The organism is Brevibacillus centrosporus (assembly GCF_003710815.1).
Classification (GTDB): Bacteria; Bacillota; Bacilli; order Brevibacillales; family Brevibacillaceae; genus Brevibacillus; species Brevibacillus centrosporus.
Genome location: NZ_RHHP01000015.1, coordinates 21,052 through 42,685 on the forward strand (window position 1 = coordinate 21,052; position 21,634 = coordinate 42,685).

The following is a 21,634-nucleotide window of genomic DNA, read 5'->3' on the forward strand; positions in this document are numbered from 1 at the left end:
TTTGCCATACAGCCGGGTGCAGACCTCAGTCAAATCCGACAGCTGTCCAGCCGGTTATACCGTGACGTGTATGCTGACGGATCCTTGCGGCGGATTTGCTGAATCCACCTTCAACGTTACGGTAAGGGCATCTGATCCTGCTCCCACTCCGAGAGTGACTCCCAATAACCTGCAAGCAGAATGTGTCCTTGTCCCAAAGGTGTACGACTGGGTGGTTCTCGCCAGCTCCTACCACAGCAAAATCGGGATCCCAAGTGATTGCAGGCTGCTTGTCGATGCGGCCATTCTCGCAGGACAGCAGGTCACCTTCACGTGTCTGGACCAGCCGATACCAGCCCCGTCCTGTCAAATCATCGGCATGCGCAGGGAATCGATCATGGTCGGAGGAGCTTTTGTCCGTGTCGGCGTAGTGCGCTTCCTCTTTTCGGCAGCGCTTCCGATTGGCGTATTTACGGACGGCATACCGCTGTGTCAGTTCTCGCCAGCTGTGCAGTTCGAACAAGAGGTAGTGCTTTGCCTTCCTGAACCGCTGGGCGAAGCCAACATTCTCTGCCGCACGCTTGCTGTCGAGTGTCAGTCGTCTGGGAACGTACTGCTGGGGGGCATGCTGCCTGTTGACGTTCAGCTAACCATCCCGTGCCGTCGCCCACACCGGGACTACTCTGCCCCATGGTTCTGTTTCCGCCACAGTGTCCGGCGATCTATCCGCTTCCGAGCTGCGATTGTCAGGCAACGGCCAACGCCTTGATCCCGAATGTGTCCGTGACGATAGGAATTTTGCAGGTGCTGGCGATTGGCACAGTCCAAATCATCGCAGACATCTGCCCAGCCTGCGAACCAGGAAGCAGTACCTTTACCTTCAACTGCTTTGACAATAACGTGCCGGACTTTCTCCCTGGCGACCAAAGCTTCCATTTTTCTCCTACGTCCATCAGCTCTCCTGCATGCATGACTGCTTTGCCGGGCATTGCCATCATGAGAGGTTTGACGGTCACGGGATCGGGCGTAAGAACGTTTGTGTCGACGGGCTTGCAAGAGACGTTGAACTATTCGCTCACGATTGCCGAAACGGCAATAGGGGTGCCTGATGCCATCTTGTTCACGCTGTCCGCTCCGGGTGGTGCCGTCCTATTCTCTGCAACTGTATCCGTCGTGCCGAATGAGCAGCTGCTGGCTGAGGATTGCTTGAGAATATCAGATATTGCCGTAACGCCTTTTTGAAGGATCAAAGCACGTCTAAGATGCCTCTTTTTTCGTGAGGAAGCCCTGACGATTTCGCGCGTCAGGGTTTTTCGTTTTTCCCCATTTGTGTGAGAATTCTGCTATGATAGGGACAAAAGTAGCGTGAGCAACCGCAGAGGAGAGAAGAAGATGTCTTTACAGGAGCAATTGAAAGAACTGCTGCAGGCCGTTGAGCCCCAGATCATCAGCTGGAGACGTCATCTGCATCAGCATCCGGAGCTGTCGTTTCAAGAAGAAAAAACACCCGCGCTCATTGCGGATATTTTGCGAGAATTACAGTTTGACGAGGTGAAAACGGGAGTAGGTGGACGCGGTGTCGTAGGCGTTTTGCGAGGCAGTCGCCCTGGCGCAGTCGTTGCTCTGCGAGCTGATTTTGATGCCCTTCCCATACAAGACCAAAAAGAAGTGGAATACAAATCGACAGTCCCTGGAGTCATGCATGCTTGTGGTCATGACGCGCATACCTCCCAGCTGCTGGGTCTTGCCACTGTTCTGGCTCCTCGCCGCGATCAGTTCGCAGGGGAAATCCGCTTTTTGTTCCAGCACGCGGAGGAAGAATCTCCAGGCGGAGCTACTCAGATGGCGGAAGATGGCGCGGTAGACGGTGTAGACGCAATCTTCGGCGTTCACCTCTGGTCGATGCTTCCTGTCGGCAAGGTATTCATCAGCGGCGGACCGATCATGGCAAACGTCGACGATTTTGTCATTGAAATTAAAGGCCGCGGCGGGCATGGTGCTGTACCGGAAGAGACGATTGATTCCATCGTGATCGGTTCCCAGTTGGTAGGCAATTTGCAAACGATCGCTAGCCGCAACATCAGTCCACTGGCGAGTGTAGTCGTGACGGTGGGGACTTTCAACGGCGGAGACAACAACAACGTCATTGCCGACAGCTGCCGACTCACCGGAACCGTACGAACATTTTTGCCCGATGTGCGTGATCTTGCCCAGCAGCGCCTGACCGAGATCGCAGAAGGAACAGCTGCCTTGCTGGGTGGCCGTGCAGAAGTCATGTATGAACGCGGCTATCCTGCTGTGATCAACAGCGAAAAGGAAGCGTCCCTCGCATGGGAAGCCGCCCTCGCAGCCTTTGGCGAAGATCGGGTGGAGCAGATGAAGCCTCTGATGGGCGGGGAAGATTTCTCCTATTACTTGGAGAAAGTACCGGGTGCCTATTTGTTTGTAGGTGCAGGCAATCCGGACAAGCTCGCGAAATACCCGCATCACCATCCTCGGTTTGATATCGACGAAGATTCGATGCTGATAGCAGGCGAGCTTTTGGGACGAACGGCATTGCTTTATCTAGAATCGCATCAGGGCTAGTTTTATCGCAGATATGCGCTTTCGCCTAGTAGAGGGGAAGGCGCTTTTTGCTGTCTTTGACCATAAGCTAGGAGAGGGAACAAGGCAGTCGTATACGAAGGAGGGTGATGCCACCCGTGAGAAAACGGATTGGCATACTGACCTACCGAGGAGACACTGGATTTACTGAACCTGGTTTTCTGCGCAGACTGGTAAAGGAAGGACAAGAACTGGGCGCGGAGGTGTTCTTGTTCGGCCCACAGGACGTCCGTTTTTCGGAGAGAAGAATCAGAGGCTACGTACCAAAGGAATCTGGCTGGAAGAGTGGGTGGCATGGCTGGCCAGACATTGTCATTGACCGCTATCGCTACTATCCGATTCCCAAGCACAGCCTCTACCCTCCATTCCGTCAGCAAAACTGGTTTCGCTATGCCAATAGTCGATTTACCAATAAATTTCGGGTCCATCAGGTGCTCGCACAGGACCCCGAGCTTGCACGCTGGCTGCCTCAGACCTTGCCTTATTCGCGTGAAAACCTGACTCTTCTGTTACAGCAGCATCGACTATTGTATCTCAAACCTACGAATGGATCAGGAGGGCGCAGCATTCTGCGAGTGGAGCGGACGGCAGATGGATATCGTCTTCATGGGCGCACCAAGCTGCAAGCGAAGAGCAGCGAGAAGCTATATACAACCAAAGCCTTGAGCAAGCGGATGGAAGACTGGATGGAGCGAGAAAAGAACGGAAACGAGCAATTTTTTCTCCAGCAGGGTCTCGCACTTGAATTAATACCGGAGAGGATCGTAGATGCCCGTTTGCTCGCGCAGAAGGATGGCAGCGGAGCATGGCGCTTGACAGGCATCGGATTGCGCGTAGGTCCACCGCGTTCGTCGACCTCTAACCTCCACGGGGGCGGAACAGCTCTGCCAGCAGGCACTTTTTTGACACAGAGGTTTGGAGAAGAGGAAGCAGCACGGATCATTCTCGAATGCAAGGAGCTTGCCCTCAAGACGGTGAGGCGAATCGAAGAGCATTTCGGGCAGATGATGGAGTTCGGCTTTGATTTAGGGATTGATGTGGCAGGGAGAATATGGATCATTGAGATGAATCCCAAGCCAGGGCGGGACATCTTCCGACAGCTGGGGCAGAGGGAGCGTTTTCGGCTGGCCGTGCGCAGGCCGATTGAATATGCGTTGCATTTGCTGCAGCAAGACGAACAGGAAAAGGCAAAAACGAACTGGTGGAGAAAGGCATGAGCTGGGCCGTAAACAAATGCGGCCGCTCCTGCCTTTCTTGTTTTTTTCGAGGGAATGTGGAATCATAAATGGAAAGATAGCGTCCATTGTTGTGCCTATCTGTTCATAGAAAAAACCTATATCGGCCCAAGTTCTATTAAGAATTGGGCTATGGTATACTTGATAAGGTCTAAAGATTAGAAAGATGAGATTATTCTGAAAAATTTTGGAAATGGGTGGAGACATGGAGAGCAAGGTGTATCTGTACGATACGACCCTGCGAGATGGTACGCAGGGAGAAGGGATCAGCCTGTCGGTGGAAGACAAGATAAAGATCGCACTGCGGCTAGATCAATTTGGCATCGATTTTATTGAGGGCGGCTGGCCGGGTAGCAACCCAAAAGATATGGCTTTCTTCGAGCGAATTCGCGAGATTCCACTTTCGCACGCAAAAGTAACGGCGTTTGGAAGCACCTGTAGACCGAATGTGGCAGCTGCGGAAGACGACAACCTGCTGGCATTGATTGCAAGCGGAGTTAAAGCAGCAGCCATATTCGGAAAATCATGGGACTTGCACGTCACGGATGCGCTCAAAACAACGATGGAAGAAAATCTGCGCATGGTCGCAGATTCGGTTACTTTCTTAAAACAAAACGGGATGACGACTCTGTTCTTGGCTGAGCACTTCTTTGACGGCTATAAAGCCAATCCGCGCTATGCTTTGCGCGTGCTGGAAGCTGCTGAAGAAGCTGGAGCAGACTGGATCGTCCTCTGTGATACAAATGGGGGAAGTCTCCCTACTGAGATTTACGATATCGTCAAGAGCGTGAAGGAGAGCCTTAGTACCCCTTTGGGCATCCACCCGCACAACGACAGTGGCGTAGCCGTTGCGAATGCTTTGGCAGCGATTCAGGCGGGCGCGCAGCAGGTGCAGGGCACGATCAACGGAATCGGCGAGCGCTGTGGGAACGTCAACCTGATTTCTGTGATCCCCAATCTTCAGCTCAAGCTGGGCTACCACTGTGTCAGCAGCGAGCAGCTGCAGGAGCTGACGCAGCTGTCCCGCTATGTTGCTGAAATCGCGAATATGACCTTGCCGAATAACCAGCCGTTTGTTGGTCACAGCGCTTTTGCACATAAAGGCGGGATCCACGTCAGTGCGGTAATGCGCGATCCGAAGACGTACGAGCACATCGAGCCACAGAACATCGGAAACATCCGCCGAGTACTGGTTTCGGAGCTGGCAGGACAAAGCAATCTGTTGGCGAAAATGGAGGAGCTGGAGATCGACCTATCCCTGGAACGGGAGGAAGCTCGCCAGATTATTGCCAGCATTAAAGAACGTGAATTCCAGGGCTACCAATACGAGGGGGCAGAGGCTTCGCTCACCCTCATGCTATTGGAAGCTGCCGGTAAGATGAAGAATCTCTTTACGCTGGATTCCTTTAAAATTTTGATGGAAAAGGCCTCCGTACGCGCCATTACATCTGAGGCTACGGTCAAGCTCAGCATCAATGGCGAAACCGTGCATACCGCGGCGGATGGAAATGGTCCGGTCAATGCGCTGGACAATGCGATGCGAAAAGCGCTGGAAAACTATTTCCCCTGTATTGCGAAAATGCACCTCGCCGACTACAAGGTACGCGTCTTGGACGAGAACGGTGCAACGGCCGCAAAGGTACGCGTCTTAATCGAGTCCTCGTACAACGGCGAGAAGTGGAGTACCGTCGGTGTCTCTACCAACGTCATCGAAGCGAGCTGGGAGGCGCTGGCGGACAGTATTCGCTACCTGCTTTGGAAAGAGGGCTGCGAGACCTCCGACATCCAACCGCCTACAGAAGCGCGAGTCGGGATCGTCAATCACTGATCGCAATCCGCCATTACGTGAAAACAAACAGCCTGTACCGATGCGGTCAGGCTGTTTTTGCTGTTTATTTCTGGGCATTGATCAGCTGGTTCAGCTTGGCTTCTGTCGAGGATTGCGGGTCAGGGGTGTAGATGCTGCAGCGCAGGTCAACATCTCCCTGTACCTGCAAAGAGGTGAGGTGGAACGTCATCTTGCCTGCTTTTGCATGGCGAAACTCGATCAAGACCTCCGGGGCGCTGCTCACCCGGCTTTCCTCCCATAACGATTGGAAGCCGGGATGAAGCTCTCGCATCTCCTGCAAAAAGCGCTCATACCACTCGTCCTCTACAAACTGCCCGTAGTACGCCCGGAAGATCGCGAGAAAGCCGCTGATAAAATGCTCCCAGTTTACCGCTAGCCGTTGGAATTCCTTTCGCGTAAACAAGATTCGGATCATGTTGCGCAGCTCATACGGGATCTGCTCGAAGTCCATAAAGACGTGTGCAGCTGCTTCGTTCCAGCCCACGATGTGCAAGCGACGGTCGGAAATGATGGTCGGGCAGGAGCGCAGCTCTTTCAAGATCCGTTGAAGCGCCGGACTGATTTGTGGCTGCTGCTCTTCGCGCAAAAGCGCACCGGTTCCTGTCTCCAACGCGAGTGCGTACAAGTATTTTCGTTCATCGACAGTCAGCTGGAGTGCTTTGGCTACCGCATCGAGGACAGAGGGGGATACTTTGATGTCCCGGCCCTGCTCCAGCCAGGTATACCAGGTAGAGCTGACCCCCGCCAATTGAGCGACTTCCTCTCTGCGCAGCCCGGGTGTTCGCCTGCGAGTACCAGGGCTTAGACCCACGGACTGGGGGAGAATTTTGGCGCGCTGTGCTTTTAAAAAGGCGGATAATTCCTGCAGTCTCGTTTGATTGTTCACGTCCATGCCTCCGTATCTCTCGTACCGATTCTGTTAAAGTAGTATCTATTATACTAGGATAAACAACAACTTGTAATAGGATAATCGCTGTGCAAAGATGGGATTATCAGGAGAACAAGGAGGATCACCATGGAAAAAGTTGTTATTACAGGACTAGGTGTTATTTCGCCACTGGGCAATTCGGTCGATCCGTTTTGGGATGGTTTGACCAAAGGCAAATCAGGTATTAGGTTGATTGATACATTTGATACAGCGAAACAGAAAGCAAAAATTGCGGGACTGATCCGCGATTTTGATGGGGAAGGGCTTTTTGGACGCAAGGAAGTGAGGCGAATGGATCGCTTTGTGCAATTTGCCATAGCAGCCGCTGATCAGGCATGGGAGGATGCTGGACTGCAAAATGCGCAGGTGGATCGTGAACGTTTCGGGGTCTATGTCGGCTCCGGTATCGGGGGCGTGCAGACGCTGCTGGAGCAACAGGCCGTCCTGGAGCAAAGAGGTCCAGACCGCGTCAGCCCTTTGCTGGCACCGATGATGATTCCCAATATGGCGGCAGCGATGATCAGTATCAAATACGGCGCGCATGGACCGACGATGGCGCCTGTGACCGCGTGCTCCATCGGAAATACGTCGATTGGTGAAGCCTTTCGTCTGATTAAAATGGGCGGAGCAGATGTCATGATCGCGGGCGGAGCAGAGGCTGCGATCACCGAGGTGTCCCTCGCAGGCTTTGGCAATTCCACGGCGCTGTCCACAAGAAATGAGGAGCCGCAAAGGGCGAGTCGTCCTTTTGATGCGAATCGGGATGGCTTTGTCATGGCGGAAGGGGCCGGAGTCGTGATTCTCGAATCGCTCTCCCATGCATTGCGTCGGGGGGCACGTATTTATGCCGAGGTCATCGGGTATGGGGCGAGCTCAGATGCCTATCATATGGTCGCTACGCATCCAGAAGGGTATGGGCCGTATCTCGCGATGAAGTGGGCACTGCAGGAAGCAGGGATTCAGCCTGAACAGGTCGATGTCATCAGTGCACATGCGACGAGTACAGAGATTGGCGATCGTTCTGAGACCGTTGCCATCAAGCGTTTGTTTGGTGAAGCGGCCACTCGGATTCCTGTTACCGCAAACAAGTCGATGATGGGTCATTTGCTGGGTGCTTCTGGTGGGGTGGAAGCGGTAGCCCTCGTAAAAAGCTTGCAGGAAGGGCTCATACCTCCTACGATCAACCAGGAGGAGTCTGATCCGGAGTGCGATCTGGACTATGTGCCAAATGTCGCACGGAAAAAAGCACTGCAGATTGGGATCTCTAATTCCTTTGGCTTTGGTGGACACAATGCCGTCATTGCCGTAAAAAAATATGAACAGGCATAAGGAATGCCTGTTGGAAAACCTTCCGGATGACGGAAGGTTTTTTTCTCCTCGAATGGTAAGAACCGCTGGGTCACATACTAACGAGGCATGACTCGATTCATCCCTATACCGAGTTAGTGAAGGAGTCTAGGCCAATGGTTAACGAAAAACAACCGGAGAAAACAGAGGTGCGTCGAGGAACCATTCTCGGGGTCATTATTGCCGGGGCAATCGCAGCTTTACTGAATCAGACGCTTTTGAATGTGGCGTTGCCCAAACTGATGAACGATTTTCATATAAATACAACGACTGCGCAATGGCTCATCACCATTTACATGCTGGTGAACGGTGTGCTGATTCCAACGACTGCCTTTCTGATGGAGAAATTTACGACTAGGCAGCTGTTTATCGCGTCGATGAGCTTGTTTTCCGTAGGTACGCTTGTCTGTGGGCTGGCACCTGCTTTTTCCGTCATGCTGATCGGACGGGTGATTCAGGCGGCGGGAGCCGGTATCGTCATGCCGCTCATGACAAACGTGATATTCAACATGTTTCCTAGGGAAAAACGAGGGTCAGCCATGGGCATCGTAGGAATCGCGATGGTGTTTGCACCAGCGATTGGTCCTACGCTGTCAGGCTGGGTCGTCGAGCACTACTCGTGGCGTGTGCTGTTTTTCATCGTGCTGCCGATCGCTCTTATCGTACTGATCGCGTCGACGTTTTTACTGAGAAATGTCACGGAAACAGGGAACCCCAAGCTCGATGTCTGGGGCGTCATCTTTTCGACAGTGGGCTTCGGTGGACTGCTCTACGGCTTTAGTACTGCTGGAGCAAAAGGGTGGGGCAGTCTGGAGGTCATCCTCATGCTGCTGATCGGCTGTATCAGCTTGATTGTGTTTGTCCGAAGGCAGCTGAGCATTGATCATGCGATGCTGGAGTTTCGTATTTTCAGGACACCTGCCTATACGCTGGCGATTCTGATCAGCCTGATGGTCAATATGACACTCTATTCGGGGATGATTTTGCTCCCTGTCTACGTGCAGAACATCCTGCATTTTACCCCTGTCCAATCCGGGCTGCTGATGCTCCCCGGCAGTATTCTTATGGGAATTATGTCGCCGATTACGGGCAGGCTCTTTGATAAGTTTGGAGCGCGCTATCTCGCCATTACAGGGCTTGCTATCACGATTGTCACGACGTTTGGTTTCACCAAACTGAGCCTGTACACGAGCTACGGCTATCTGATCACGCTCTATACGGTGCGAATGCTAGGCTTGTCCATGCTCATGATGCCGGTCATGACATCGGGTCTTAACGCCCTGCCGCTGCGTCTGAATCCGCATGGAACGGCGATGTCCAATACGGTGAACGCCATCGGGGGAGCACTGGGAACGTCGCTTTTTGTGACAATCATGACGACCAAAAGTGCTGCCCATACGGCAAATATTATTCGCGGGAGTCAGATCGATCCAGCAGACCAGGCTCAGGTAGGACTGGCCACGATGCAAGGCATGGCGATGGGAACCAACGACGCCTTCATGATTGCGACTCTTTTTGCCATCACAGCATTGATTCTTGCCCTGTTCCTGCGCAACCCGCGTCAGCGAGAGGATGAAGTACGGGAGAAAAAAGGAGCAGCCCAGCCTTCGTAGGAGGGCCGCTCATCCGTGATCGATAGTGCGAAATCAAAGCAAAAAGCGCCGTCCCCTGGAGGAACGACGCTTTTTTTGCACCTTACTTTGCGGGCGGCTGGCAAAAGAGCGTTAGCCTTGCTTGCGCATAGCCCCCAGCTCTTCGACGATCGCCGTCATTTCATTGATGCCGAATGCGGTTTTCTTTTGCACCATGTTGTACAGATACAGCAGATCTTCGTAATGCGCGAGGTCAAAATCTTCCGGGCGCATGACAGCCGTATTGGCCATATTCAGTTTGGATTTGATGCCTTCAATCAAAACAGCAAGATTCTCGACAGTCGGTTGGTTCAAATCAGCCATTGCTTGGATCTCCCCTCGTCAGTTGTTCTTTATTTGGTCAGTTGACCGCGCGTGACGCCCAACTGGTTGGTAGCTTTCAACGTGCGCCAAACTTGGGTGCCGCTTACTTCTCCACGCAAGGCCTTGCGATACAGGCTGATGACTTCCTTCACACGCTCAGGCTCTTCTTCGAGGAATTCGATGCGATAGCTGCCCACGTTCAGGGAGCGGAATTCCTTCAAATATTCGGCACCGGACTGGTCGATTGCATTGTAGACCGTGTTTCTGCAGCCCGTATCGACGCGGACCGGATGGGAGAAGCCAACGCGGTCCTTCAAAGAGACACGAGACGTTTCGCATGGCGTACCGCAGTTCGTATGGTCGGTCCCTTCGCTGAGGAAAGTGCAGTACACGCAGTGCTCGGTATGGAACATCGGCATGTGCTGATGGATGACCAGCTCCATGTCGGATGCTTGGGAGCGGCTGAGCAAGTCAACCATCTGCTGGATGTTCAAATCATAGGACGGGGTCACTCGGGACAGCCCGGCACCGAGGAACAGCTCTACTGCTTTATGGTTGGCTACGTTGAGAGAGAAGTCCCCGATCAACGGAATCTTGATTTCATCACGGCGCGACAGGAAATAGTACAGAGCGCCGGTATTGCGGATCAGGATGGCATCTGGATTGCTTTTGGCGATCAACGCGAGCACGCCATTTTCATCCGGCATATGGATGCGCATGGTGGCGATCCCGATCTTTTTGCCGTACTTGTGTGCCAGCTTGACGCCTTCTGGGTATTGCTTGACGAATTCGAAGTCCGCGTACAGGAAGTCCACATCTGTTTGCGCGGCTGCCTCCAGCTGCGCAAGTGAACGGCACAGAGCCGTCAGCATTGGCTTTTCTACCGCTTGCTTGGCAGGTACATCCGCATAAACGTTGACGTCCTGATGGCGGTACACCGGCGGCTTGGAGCGCAGGAACACGAGCTGCTCCACGGCATCGCGGCGCATTCTGTTCAATTCACTGACGGGTACAATCAGCTCGCCGTCCAGATCGACAGTCAAATCGGCTGCTTCCAGACGGAAAATGCTGCCGCCCAGTCTGCTCAGCTGATCGTGCAGCAGCTCCGCAGTCAGGGGGCGTTTCATTGCTTGCTCCAGATTCATCTCCGAGGTGATATGAACGGCATGGGAGGCAAGCTTGTCGACCCACGTCACACTCAGCTTCTCACCGAGCTTGCCGCTCACATGAACAGCCAGAGGGAAGGTATGGTACGGCTTTTCCGTCTCAAAGGTTTTGCGCAGACGTCTGTCCAGCTCAGGATCGCTGGTCTTCCAGACGCGGTCACCCACGTGCAGACGCTTGAGGTTGACGTCGTTTCGGCCCATCACGATTTCGTAGAGGCCTTTCGATACTTCACCCTCGACCTTTTTGCTGCGGGAGAGGATGTCGTAGATGCGTCCGCCTTCTTCTTTTTGCGTTGGGTCTCCAGCGTCGAATACGATGCCGTCTCCGCGCTTGACAGGTGCCGTAATCTCTACGAGCACGGCGCTAGGCAGCAATTTTTTTACGGTGCCGAGATACACGCCGCGGCTTTTCGGGAAGGAGCCGTCTACCAGCTGCTTGTTGTTCGTACCTTCCAAAAAGCCATGCGTGAAGCCACGCGAGAAGCTCTGCTGAAGCTCGCGGATCTCCGTCTCGGATGGCGATATGTCTCGACCGTCAAAGTAGCGGTCGATCGCTGCGCGGTATTTGCTGACGACGTTTGCTACGTACTCCGGCGATTTCAGACGACCTTCGATTTTAAAGGAAGTAACGCCTGCCTCGATCAGCTCAGGTACTAGCTCGAGCGCCGCCAAATCTTTCGGGGACAGGACGTAGGCGATGTTGCCCATATCCTTTTGAACGCCATCCACCATCAAGTCGTAAGGAAGGCGGCAAGCCTGCGCACATTCTCCGCGGTTTGCTGAGCGTCCGCCCCACATTTCCGAGGTCAGGCATTGGCCCGAATAGGAAACGCAAAGAGCACCGTGGACGAATACCTCCATCGGCAGCTTGGCTTTTTCTCCGATTTTTTTGATCTCCTTCAAAGAGTTTTCCCGGCCGAGCACGACGCGTTCAATATCAAACGGCTTGGTGAACTCAACGGCTTCCGGCGAGGTAATCGTCATTTGGGTAGATCCGTGGATCGGGAAGTCAGGGGAGATTTCTCGAATCAGCTTCACGAGTCCGAGGTCCTGAACGATCACAGCGTCGACCCCGGCGTGGATACAGGCGTCAATCAGCTCACGCGCATCCTCCAGCTCGTTTTCAAATACCAGAATGTTAAAGGTCAAAAACCCTTTTACTCCATACATGTGCAAATACGACATAATCTCTGGCAAATCTGCCATATGGAAGTTCTCCGCTCGAGCACGGGCATTGAACTTTTCGACTCCAAAAAAGATGGCATTGGCTCCATTGGCAACAGCGGCTTTCAAGCAATCCCAGTTGCCGGCAGGAGCCAACAGCTCAATATCTTCACGTTTGATACCATTTCGCATGGGTTTCTCATTACCTCCAAGGTCTTCAAACAAGCTATCTACATCATAGGGAAATGTAGAGGCCATCGCAAGGAAAACATCAGTACTGGCAGATGTTGAAAAAGCGCCTTCCATTCAGAATAAAGGAAATGGTATTCTGTAAGAAAAGTCCAAATATTCTATCCCAAAACCGAGGAACTGACATGCTCATCATCAAAGACATTTTGCTTCAACTGTTATTTATTATCGTCCCTGTCTTGTTGTACAAAAATGTCTGGTTGGATCAGAAAAAGGCAAATAAAGTCGGCATCAAGTCATCACTGGTCATGCTCCTGAGTTCACTGAGCGTTATTTTTTGCATGAGTTTTCCTATTCATATGGATAGCGGAATGCGGTTTGACTTGCGTTCCATCCCACTCATCATCACGATTCTTTACGGTGGAGCGATTCCTGGTATTTTCGCAGCAGCTGTGATGCTCGGGTACCGCCTCTATCTGGGGGGAGACGGCTTCGTAGTGGCCGCGATCTCCTTTTGCTTGTACGTTATACTCCCCTTTCTTTTGATAAAGCGCTGGTACGGCTTTTCTTTTCCGAAGAAGCTGTTGTTGACCTTTGTAATGGGCTTCATCAAAGAGTTTGTAGCGGTCAACATTACAACGATCTGTTTTTTGATGCAGGGGTTGTCGTTCGAGAAGATTTACATCCACTTGGTGCCGATTGTGACGGTTTCCTTCCTCTACCTTTTGACGCTCATGGGGACAGTCTACTTGGTGGAGTTTATCAGGGAGTCATATATGATTCGGCTCCAAATCGAACGATCGGAAAGGCTGAATCTCATCAGCGAGCTGGCCGCGAGTGTGGCGCATGAGGTGCGCAATCCGCTCACGGTAGTCCGTGGCTTTATCCAGCTGCTGCGCGAGGAGACCAATCCGAAAAACAGAGAGTACATCAAGCTGGTTCTAAACGAGCTGGATCGAGCGGAATTCATCATCTCGGATTATTTGAATCTGGCCAAGCCTCAGGCAGATGTCATGGAGCGGATCGAGCTGTCGCAAATCGTCGTAGAGGTGACGGCATTGATGTCTTCCTACGCCCTGATGAGCGGGGTAGAGGTAGTAATGCAATCCAAAGGACAAGCCCATGTTATTAGCAATTCCAGCAAGCTCAAGCAGGCGCTGATGAACGTCATGAAAAACGGCGTTGAAGCCATGCCGCGAGGGGGCAGTCTGTACGTTTCAGTCGGGATGGATGGAAACTTGGCAGTAGTGAGGGTCCATGATCAAGGCGAGGGAATGCTTCCCGAGCAGATCGAGCAGATCGGTCTGCCCTTTTACTCAACAAAAGAGAAAGGGACCGGACTGGGACTGATGGTGACTTGCCGAATTATTGAAGCACTGAATGGCAGGATTTTGTTTGAAAGTGAAAGGGGCAAGGGAACGCAGGTCATTATCCATTTACCTGCAGAGCCTTGATGCCGAAAGGAGGCGAGCATGGAAAAGGATCAGGAAATGTGGGAAAAGCTCTTTCACGAACTGGCTTGCATCAAAAGTGAGATGAAGGCATTCAAGCTGGAAACGCGAGCAGAGCTCTATCAAATCAAGGCTGAGCTGAAAGAATGGCAGCGACAGAACCAGCAGCAAGAGCTCCCTTCGAAAGGGGAATAAGAATGATACATATGCAAAAGAAGTGGTGGAATCGCGCGTGGAAGACCGTCTTGGCAGCAGGCTTGTCCGTTTCGCTGGCAGCATGTGCCCAAAACCAGGAGGCTGCGAAACCGAGTGAATCGAACCAGCCTGCACCGGCAGCCCAACCCGCTCCCTCTACACCGCAGCCGGAGCAAGCAGAGCAGGTGCTGCGCCTGAACAACTTTACAGAGCCGCTGTCTCTGCACCCTGGACTGATCACAGATGTGTGGTCGTCGAACGTCATTTTCCAAACGTTTGAAGGGCTGACCCGCATCGATAAAGACGGTGTGCCGCAGCCGGCCATCGCCGAGACCATTCAAGCTTCCGACGATCTGTTGACCTATACCTTCAAGCTTCGGGACAATGCCAGATGGTCCAATGGCGATCTGGTAACGGCACAGGATTTTGAGTACGCCTGGAAATGGGCGCTGGATGCGAAAAATGGTTCCGAGTACGCGTATCAGTTGTTCTATGTAAAAAATGCAGAAGCAGCGTTCAATGGCAAAGCGAAGCCCGAAGAGATCGGCGTAAAGGCACAGGACGACAAAACGCTGGTCGTCCAGCTGGAAAACCCGACACCCTTCTTTCTCGAGCTGACGGCCTTCTACACCTACTTCCCTTTGAATGCCAAAGTCGTGAAGGAGCATCCGGACTGGGCGAAGGAAGCAGGGCAAGACTACATCTCCAACGGTCCATTCAAGCTGACAGCTTGGGAGCACAAGACCAAGCTCGTGCTGGAAAAGAATGAAAACTACTGGGATGCACAGTCTGTAAAGCTGGCGAAAATCGAGATGAACATGATCAACGACGCCAATACAGAACTGTCGATGCTGGAAAACGGCGACCTGGATTGGGCGGGAGCACCGACAGGCAACCTGCCGCTCGACGCGATGGAGTCACTCAAAGAAAAGGGCCTGCTGGAGATCGCACCAAAAGCAGGGACCTACTGGTACGAATTCAACACGCTGCAAAAGCCGTTCAACAATAAAAAGATTCGCCAGGCCTTCGCCTATGCGATCAACCGCAAAGATTTGATCGACAACGTGACGCAGGGAGGCGAGCTGGTCGCGACTGCGATCGTACCTCCTACGATGTTTGCGGAGAACGAAAAAGGACTGTTTACCGACAATGATGTGGAAGTGGCCAAACAGCTTCTAGCGGAAGGAATGAAGGAGGAGGGCTACGCAAGCGTAGATAAGCTGCCGCCGATCATCCTTTCCTACAATACAGAGGAGGCGCAGGCGAAAATCGCACAGGCCGTGCAGGACATGTGGCAAAAGAATCTCGGTGTACACGTGAAGCTGGAAAATCAAGAGTGGAATGTGTACTACGAAAATGTGAAGAATGGCAAGTATCAGGTCGCACGGATGGGGTGGACGGGTGATTTCAACGACCCGATCAACTTCCTCGAGATTTTCCGGACCAAGGAAGGAAACAACCATACCAATTGGGAGAAAAAAGAATTCGCCGATCTTTTGGCTGCCTCTTCAAAGGAAAAGGACGCACAGAAGCGCAAAGCGATCCTGCAGGACGCGGAAAAGATCCTGGTTGATGAGATGCCGGTCATTCCGTTCTACTTCAAATCCACGGTCTATGCGAAAAATCCAAATTTGAAGGATGTCGTCATCTCCGGTCTGGGGAATGTGCAGTACAAGTGGGCACATTTTGAATAAGCATTTTTGAAACAAAAAAGATGGGCGAATCGTTAGGAGGTTTCCTCGATCAGCCCATCAAATACAATGGATACCTTTTCTTCCATGATTTCTTCCAAGGCCCAGGCACCTTCACTGCGTACCCAGTCATACAGCGCATTGTAATAGATGTTTTCCAGCATGTTGGCAGCCACGAGCGGATTGAATTTGCTCTTGAGCTGCTTTTTTTCTTGTGCTTCCTCGATCAGGTCTGCAAACAGCTGCCGCAGCTCGAAGTACACGTTTTTTTCATTTTCGAGCACTTTGCGATGCTTCATGGAGGATTCCACAACGACCTTTATAAAATCAAAGTTGGTGATCGTCACTTCGTTCATGATTTTGTAAATCCTCAGCACCTTCGCCTTGCAGTTGTCATCGTAGTCCCATTCCTCACGACGCTCCTCGATTTGCTGCAGCCGTTCGTAGCCCCAGTTGGCGAGGATGGCCTCTTTGGAGGTGAAGTGCAGAAAGATCGTTCCGCGAGCGACATCCGCCTCTTCGGAAATCATGTCAATAGTAGTGCCTTCAAAGCCGTGCGTTTTGAACAGCTTGATCGCGGCATTAAAGATTTTCTCGCGGGTTTCCCGCTTTTTTCGTTCGCGTCGAGTCGTCAAAAAGGCGACACCTCCTCATCTGATAAGCTTGATTATAGCATAATCATTACCTGCACAAGAATTTTATCCTTTCGAACAGGTGGAAAGGCATCGAAAAAAGGGATAGACTTCTGATAAAGTGAATTGTATATTTATATATCATAATGAATAATTATTATATCGTACCAAGCCGAAAGAGCATGGGGTGGAGGAGTGTAAAATGAGTGTAGCAAAAGCGTTGACCGTGCGTCAGGCCACTACGAAAGACGTCGATGCCATGTTGGAAATCGTTAATGAATATGCACAACAAGGTCTGATGCTGCCGAGGACAAAACTATCGTTTCTGGAGCATTTGCAGTCCTTTATCGTCGCGCATGACGGAGATACCGTCGTAGGTGTGGCTGGCCTGCATATTCTCTGGGAGGATTTGGCGGAGATTCGTTCGCTGGCCATTTCGGAAAAGGCAAAAGGCATGGGCGTAGGCAAGCACCTGGTGCTCCATCTGGTCGATGAATGCCGCAATCTCGGAATCAAACGTGTGCTTGCTTTGACCTACCAACAAGAATTCTTTGAAAAATGCGGTTTCTGGATCGTCGCAAAAGAGACGTTGCCACAAAAAACGTGGAAGGACTGTATCAACTGCTCCAAATTGCCTATGTGCGACGAAATTGCGATGATTTTTGAAACGTAATCATACTTTGGTATAGCCTTCCTTTTTTCTTTTCTGGTACTATATTCATATGAATAATAGAAATATAGTGAATGTTCTACCAGAGACAGAATGAGATTTGGGGGGCTTGCCATGAAGCTAGGAGCGCGAGTGTTGATTGTGCTGCTGTTGGCGGGAATCGTGCCATTGACGGCAGCGGGCGTGTTTGCTTACAGCGAATCCAAACAGGAGCTGCTGAGCAGTAGTAAGGCTACCTTGGAGGCATTGCGCAACAGCAACAAGGAGCAGGTGGAAAATTACTTTCGCGAACGGTCCCGCAATCTGGATACGTTAGCAGCATCGAGCACGATCATTTCAGCATTATCCGAGTTTCGTGGGGTGTGGGAGCAAGGCAGAGAATCTCCGGCGTATCAGGAGGTCGAGTTTACCCGGACCAAGGAATTGAAAATGGAAGTGGCGCGTTACGGCTTTGCCAACGCTTACCTGGTCAATGACAAGGGTGAGATCGTCTACGAGACCAAACCGCAAAAGGACTTGGGGACCAGCCTTTTGATGGGGCAATACGCGGATTCCGTATTGGGGCAGACCGTTCAGCTGGCACTGAAAGGGCAGACGACGGAAATGTCCGATCTGAGCTACTACGAGCCGTCTGGCAGCAATCCTGGCGTATTTATGGCTACACCGATATTTGAAAATGGCTTTATCATTGGAGAGCTGGCAGTGGAAGTCTCTCTCGACTATGTGTCACGTCAGCTCAATCGACGGGAGGGGCTCGGAGAAACGGGGAAGGTCTATCTGGTTGGAGCGGACAAATTGATGCGCTCCCAGCTGGGGGATGCAGAAGAGACGCGGCTCAAGCAGCAGGTAAACACGCCGATTGTCGATCAGATCCTTCTGACGCAGCAATTTCAAGGAACGACTGTCGGACAAGATTACCGGGGGCAAGAGGTACTCGTCTCCTACGATCAAGTAAAAGTAGGCAAAAGAACGTGGGCAATTCTGGCTGAGATGGATATGACGGAAATCTTGAGCGGGGCCAATCGAATCATGAATGCGATGATCGTTTTCAACGGTGTCGTTCTCTTGATCATAGTGGGGATTTCGTTGTATACAGCGAACTGGCTTCGTCGCTCGTTTCGCGGATTGCTCAAGGCGGCTTCGCAAATTGGTCAAGGCGATTTTTCCAGCCAAATTCCTGCGTGGCTCCTAAGGCGCAAAGACGAGCTGGGAGAGCTGGCGCGGTCGCTTGATTCTATGCGCGTACAACTGCTCAGCATCCTGCAGCAGGTAAGAGACGCCTCTTCCTCTGTTTCCGAGGCGGTTAAAGAGATTCATAGCAATACGAGCGAGATCGCCGCTTCCAGCGGTCAAATCGTGCAGGTCGTAGATGCGGTAGCCGCTTCCGCCGATAATCAAATGGACAAGATGGGACATACCTTGAAGCTCGCGGTAGACTTGACCAATGATGTGGCTGGAGTGACGGAAAATGTGGAGCAGGTTTCACTCTCTTCCCAGGAGATGAAGCGGCACACCGAAGCGGGCAGAAAAGCCGTGACGGCAGTCGTAGACAGTATGGAGGAAATCAACCGCTCTGTCGTTTCTGCTAGAGAAGTCATTTACGCTCTGGAGAAAAAATCGCAGGATATTTCGCGGATTAGTTCCGTTATCTCTGAAATTGCCCGTCAGACGAATTTGCTGGCGCTCAATGCCGCGATCGAGGCAGCACGCGCGGGTGAGCAGGGAAAAGGCTTTGCTGTCGTCGCAGGTGAGGTTCGCAAGCTCTCGGAGGGGACGAATGAAGCTGCTCTGCAAATCGCACAAATGATCGGCGATGTGCAAAAGGATACGGCAGCCGCGGTTGCCCGTATGGCGGAAGGCTCGGAAACAACTGCACATGGACTGGTGACGGCACGGCAATCCGGCGAAATGTTCCAGCTGATCGAGCAAAACATCCTGCGGGTCACACAGGAAATGGAAAGCGTCAGGGAAGCATTCAATCGGATGGCGCCCGATGCACGACAGGTTGTAGCGGTTGCCGAGGAAGTGTCCGATGCCTCCTCCCAGGCAGCAGCAGGAGTGCAGAGCATCTCGGCCGCCGTCGAAGAAGAGAGCGCTGCTATGGAGCTGATTGTTCAATCGGCTGATCAGCTGGCAAAGCTCGCAGAAGACTTGCGTAGGTCACTCGCACGGTTTGTATTAACTGAAAATTGAGACGAGAAGAGACTGGCAGAAAAGCTGGTCTCTCCTTGTCTCTTTTTCCATTTTGGGAGGATAACTCTCATAGAATGTTGAATGATAAGTACGATGGAGAGTTTTTGGCCGGAGGGACGTAAGCGTGCACAAACTAGATTGGGAACTATATCTGCTGCCGTTCGAGCAAGCTGTGGAAGAAATTAAAGTTAAAATTAAAAACATCCGAAATGAGCTGCGCAAGCGCAAAGAGCATTCTCCTATTGAGTTTGCCATGGGCAGGGTCAAATCGATTCCAAGCATTTACAACAAGGCCAACCGCCTTCAATTTCCGATTGATGAAAACATCTGCTGGGAGATTCGGGACATCGCGGGAGTGCGTGTCATCTGCCAGTTTATCGAAGACATTCCCGCTGTCGTGGAGATGATCCGCAAGCGTGGCGATATGCGAGTCTATCTGGAAAAGGATTATGTATCGACACCGAAAGAGAGCGGGTATCGAGGCTACCATTTGGCGGTCGAATATCCGATCATGATGGCGGGCGGACAAGTAACGATTCCCGTTGAAATCCAGATTCGTACGCTGGGGATGAACTTTTGGGCGACGATTGAGCATTCCCTGAATTACAAATACGAAGGGATTATTCCGTCCAATATACGTCAGCGCTTGTTCGAAGCGGCGAAGGCATCGTATAAGCTGGACAGCGAAATGAACAACATCCGGGATGAGATCAAAGAGGCGCAGGCAGAATTCACGAAAAAGGAAGTGCCGATGGATTCCTTGCTTTCGCTGGTTGAGCTGGACCTGGACATCGATGCCGGGTTGGAAAACATGAGCGCAAACGAAGGAGAAGAGCAAAACGATGACAACCATTAATTGGCTGGAAGAAACACGCAAGCGTCAAGAAGCACTGATTGCGACCACGCAGTCCTTCTTGCAGATCAAGAGTGTGCTCGATCCGGCAACCGCAAAAGAAGGAGCACCATTTGGAGAGGGGATTCGCAAGGCGCTGGATTTTGCCCTCGAAGTGTGTTCCGATGCTGGCATGACGACCAAGGATGTGCGTGGATACGCGGCGCATGCTGAGTTCGGGCAGGGAGAAGAACTGATCGGGATTCTTAGCCACGTAGACGTCGTTCCAGAGGGCGATGGCTGGAGCACGCCACCGTATGCAGCTGAGATCGTGGACGGAAAGATCGTGGCGCGTGGGGCGATCGATGACAAAGGCCCGACGATGGCTGCCATTTTTGCCGCCAAGATCGTGATGGAGCTGGGGCTACCACTGTCCAAGCGGGTGCGCTTTATTTTTGGAACCGACGAAGAATCCAGCTGGAAATGTGTGAATACATACTTTGAAACCGAAGAAATGCCGACGATGGGCTTCACGCCGGATGCAGATTTTCCTCTGATTTATGCCGAGAAGGGTCTCACGGACCTGACCCTGTGTCAGACGAAGGAAGCTTTCGAAGCAAAGGCAGAGAAAGGCGCTGTCGATGTACAGGCCCAGCTCGTATCGCTGCAATCTGGCCTGCGAATGAACATGGTGCCGGATAAAGCTGAAGCTGTGCTATCTCCGAAGGCTTTGGATGCCCAGTCGCTCATTGCGAAGTACCGCCAGCATCTGGAAGCAAATGATTTGAAGGGCTCCGTAGAAGAAAAGGGTGGCACCGTCGTGCTGCACATGGAAGGCGTATCTGTACACGGCATGGATCCAGGAAAAGGTGTGAATGCAGGTACTGAGCTGACGCACTTTTTGAGCGGCCTTACGCTGGATGCGCGTGCGGCGGGCTACGTGCGCTTTGCAGATCGTTACTTGCATAAACAGCATCATGGCGAATCGCTGGGGATTGCGCACAACGACGAAGAGATGGGGCCGTTGAGCCTAAATACAGGCGTGCTGGAGTACGAGGCACAGGGAGACGCGATTTTCCGTTTGAATATCCGCTACCCGCATTCGGTCTCTTTTGATCAATGGTCGGCTGTATTGGCGAAGCATGGGGCTGAGGAAGCTTTTGAGCTGGAAGTGGTCGAGCATTTGACTCCACACCGCGTAGATCCCAGCCATCCGCTGGTCACGACTTTGCAGCGAGTCTATACGGAGCAAACAGGCGAGGAGGCGGGAATCATCGCCATCGGCGGAGCCACCTACGGCCGTTCCCTGGATGTAGGCGTCGCTTTTGGCCCCTTGTTCCCTGGCCGCCCAGACAGTGCCCATCAGCGGGATGAGCACATTTTGATCGACGACTTGGTAAAAGCGACAGCCATCTACGCCCAAGCTATCTATGAGCTGGCGAAGTAATAAGAAAGCAAGCGGGATTGTACCGAATGGGTACGCCCGCTTTTTTGATGTTTGAATGAGTACATTGCGGAAGGGCAAGCTGAGAGAAAAAGGATTGCGGTGTTGAT

The 21,634-nt window shown here is 52.2% G+C and carries 18 protein-coding genes; 14 read left to right on the plus strand and 4 right to left on the minus strand.

Annotated features, from left to right (window positions below):
• Position 1 precedes the first annotated feature (1 nt).
• The 5 genes from EDM55_RS30985 to cimA all read left to right on the plus strand — a co-directional run bounded on the left by EDM55_RS30985 (position 2) and on the right by cimA (position 5,646).
• On the plus strand, positions 2-748 hold the full coding sequence (locus tag EDM55_RS30985; protein WP_246070912.1) for a hypothetical protein: 747 nt from the start codon (positions 2-4) through the stop codon (positions 746-748).
• Positions 749-762: 14 nt separating this feature from the next.
• Positions 763-1,221 carry a hypothetical protein gene (locus EDM55_RS30990; RefSeq protein WP_246070913.1) on the plus strand — a complete coding sequence of 153 codons (459 nt, stop codon included), beginning with the start codon at positions 763-765 and terminating at the stop codon, positions 1,219-1,221.
• Between the two features lie 150 nt (positions 1,222-1,371).
• Complete coding sequence (locus EDM55_RS14165) at positions 1,372-2,565, plus strand: M20 metallopeptidase family protein (RefSeq protein WP_122960573.1); 1,194 nt, start codon at positions 1,372-1,374, stop codon at positions 2,563-2,565.
• 116 nt (positions 2,566-2,681) lie between these two features.
• On the plus strand, positions 2,682-3,800 hold the full coding sequence (locus EDM55_RS14170) for a YheC/YheD family endospore coat-associated protein (RefSeq protein WP_092274708.1): 1,119 nt from the start codon (positions 2,682-2,684) through the stop codon (positions 3,798-3,800).
• 223 nt (positions 3,801-4,023) lie between these two features.
• A complete protein-coding gene (cimA, locus tag EDM55_RS14175) occupies positions 4,024-5,646 on the plus strand; it encodes a citramalate synthase (protein WP_122960574.1) in 1,623 nt (540 codons plus the stop codon).
• 64 nt (positions 5,647-5,710) lie between these two features.
• Here the strand turns inward: cimA and EDM55_RS14180 are convergent, their stop codons facing one another.
• On the minus strand, positions 5,711-6,553 hold the full coding sequence (locus EDM55_RS14180; RefSeq protein WP_122960695.1) for a helix-turn-helix transcriptional regulator: 843 nt from the start codon (positions 6,551-6,553) through the stop codon (positions 5,711-5,713).
• Between the two features lie 129 nt (positions 6,554-6,682).
• On the opposite strand from EDM55_RS14180, the gene fabF reads away from it, so the two are divergent.
• Both fabF and EDM55_RS14190 read left to right on the plus strand, forming a co-directional pair.
• Positions 6,683-7,924, plus strand: coding sequence for a beta-ketoacyl-ACP synthase II (gene fabF / locus EDM55_RS14185; protein WP_122960575.1), 1,242 nt, complete (start codon positions 6,683-6,685; stop codon positions 7,922-7,924).
• A 134-nt stretch (positions 7,925-8,058) separates the two neighbouring features.
• Positions 8,059-9,555, plus strand: a complete 1,497-nt coding sequence (locus EDM55_RS14190) for a DHA2 family efflux MFS transporter permease subunit (protein WP_122960576.1) — start codon at positions 8,059-8,061, stop codon at positions 9,553-9,555.
• A gap of 111 nt (positions 9,556-9,666) precedes the next feature.
• Here the strand turns inward: EDM55_RS14190 and EDM55_RS14195 are convergent, their stop codons facing one another.
• Positions 9,667-9,897, minus strand: a complete 231-nt coding sequence (locus EDM55_RS14195) for a DUF1128 domain-containing protein (protein ID WP_092268467.1) — start codon at positions 9,895-9,897, stop codon at positions 9,667-9,669.
• A gap of 29 nt (positions 9,898-9,926) precedes the next feature.
• Complete coding sequence (locus EDM55_RS14200) at positions 9,927-12,419, minus strand: U32 family peptidase (protein WP_122960577.1); 2,493 nt, start codon at positions 12,417-12,419, stop codon at positions 9,927-9,929.
• 182 nt (positions 12,420-12,601) lie between these two features.
• Here EDM55_RS14200 and EDM55_RS14205 point away from each other — a divergent pair, with 182 nt between their 5' ends.
• From EDM55_RS14205 to EDM55_RS14210, 3 genes are read left to right on the plus strand one after another with little or no spacing between them, the layout of a single operon-like run.
• Positions 12,602-13,870: an ATP-binding protein gene (locus tag EDM55_RS14205; RefSeq protein ID WP_246070914.1), complete on the plus strand. Its 1,269-nt coding sequence runs from the start codon at positions 12,602-12,604 to the stop codon at positions 13,868-13,870.
• A gap of 18 nt (positions 13,871-13,888) precedes the next feature.
• Positions 13,889-14,062, plus strand: a complete 174-nt coding sequence (locus EDM55_RS30280; RefSeq protein WP_170184387.1) for a hypothetical protein — start codon at positions 13,889-13,891, stop codon at positions 14,060-14,062.
• 2 nt (positions 14,063-14,064) lie between these two features.
• Positions 14,065-15,756 carry a peptide ABC transporter substrate-binding protein gene (locus EDM55_RS14210; protein WP_246070915.1) on the plus strand — a complete coding sequence of 564 codons (1,692 nt, stop codon included), beginning with the start codon at positions 14,065-14,067 and terminating at the stop codon, positions 15,754-15,756.
• Positions 15,757-15,788: 32 nt separating this feature from the next.
• Here EDM55_RS14210 and EDM55_RS14215 read toward each other — a convergent pair whose 3' ends face one another.
• A complete protein-coding gene (locus EDM55_RS14215; RefSeq protein ID WP_092268469.1) occupies positions 15,789-16,388 on the minus strand; it encodes a TetR/AcrR family transcriptional regulator in 600 nt (199 codons plus the stop codon).
• 199 nt (positions 16,389-16,587) lie between these two features.
• Here EDM55_RS14215 and EDM55_RS14220 point away from each other — a divergent pair, with 199 nt between their 5' ends.
• The 4 genes from EDM55_RS14220 (at position 16,588) to pepV (ending at position 21,527) form a co-directional block, all read left to right on the plus strand.
• A complete protein-coding gene (locus EDM55_RS14220) occupies positions 16,588-17,058 on the plus strand; it encodes an N-acetyltransferase (RefSeq protein ID WP_122960578.1) in 471 nt (156 codons plus the stop codon).
• A gap of 111 nt (positions 17,059-17,169) precedes the next feature.
• Complete coding sequence (locus EDM55_RS14225; protein WP_122960579.1) at positions 17,170-19,248, plus strand: methyl-accepting chemotaxis protein; 2,079 nt, start codon at positions 17,170-17,172, stop codon at positions 19,246-19,248.
• A 124-nt stretch (positions 19,249-19,372) separates the two neighbouring features.
• The gene (locus EDM55_RS14230) at positions 19,373-20,104 is read left to right on the plus strand and encodes a GTP pyrophosphokinase (RefSeq protein ID WP_092268472.1); all 732 of its coding nucleotides are present in this window, start codon (positions 19,373-19,375) and stop codon (positions 20,102-20,104) included.
• On the plus strand, positions 20,091-21,527 hold the full coding sequence (gene pepV / locus EDM55_RS14235) for a dipeptidase PepV (protein WP_122960580.1): 1,437 nt from the start codon (positions 20,091-20,093) through the stop codon (positions 21,525-21,527). The genes EDM55_RS14230 and pepV overlap by 14 nt, the downstream gene beginning before the upstream one ends.
• The last annotated feature ends 107 nt before the right edge of the window (positions 21,528-21,634 follow it).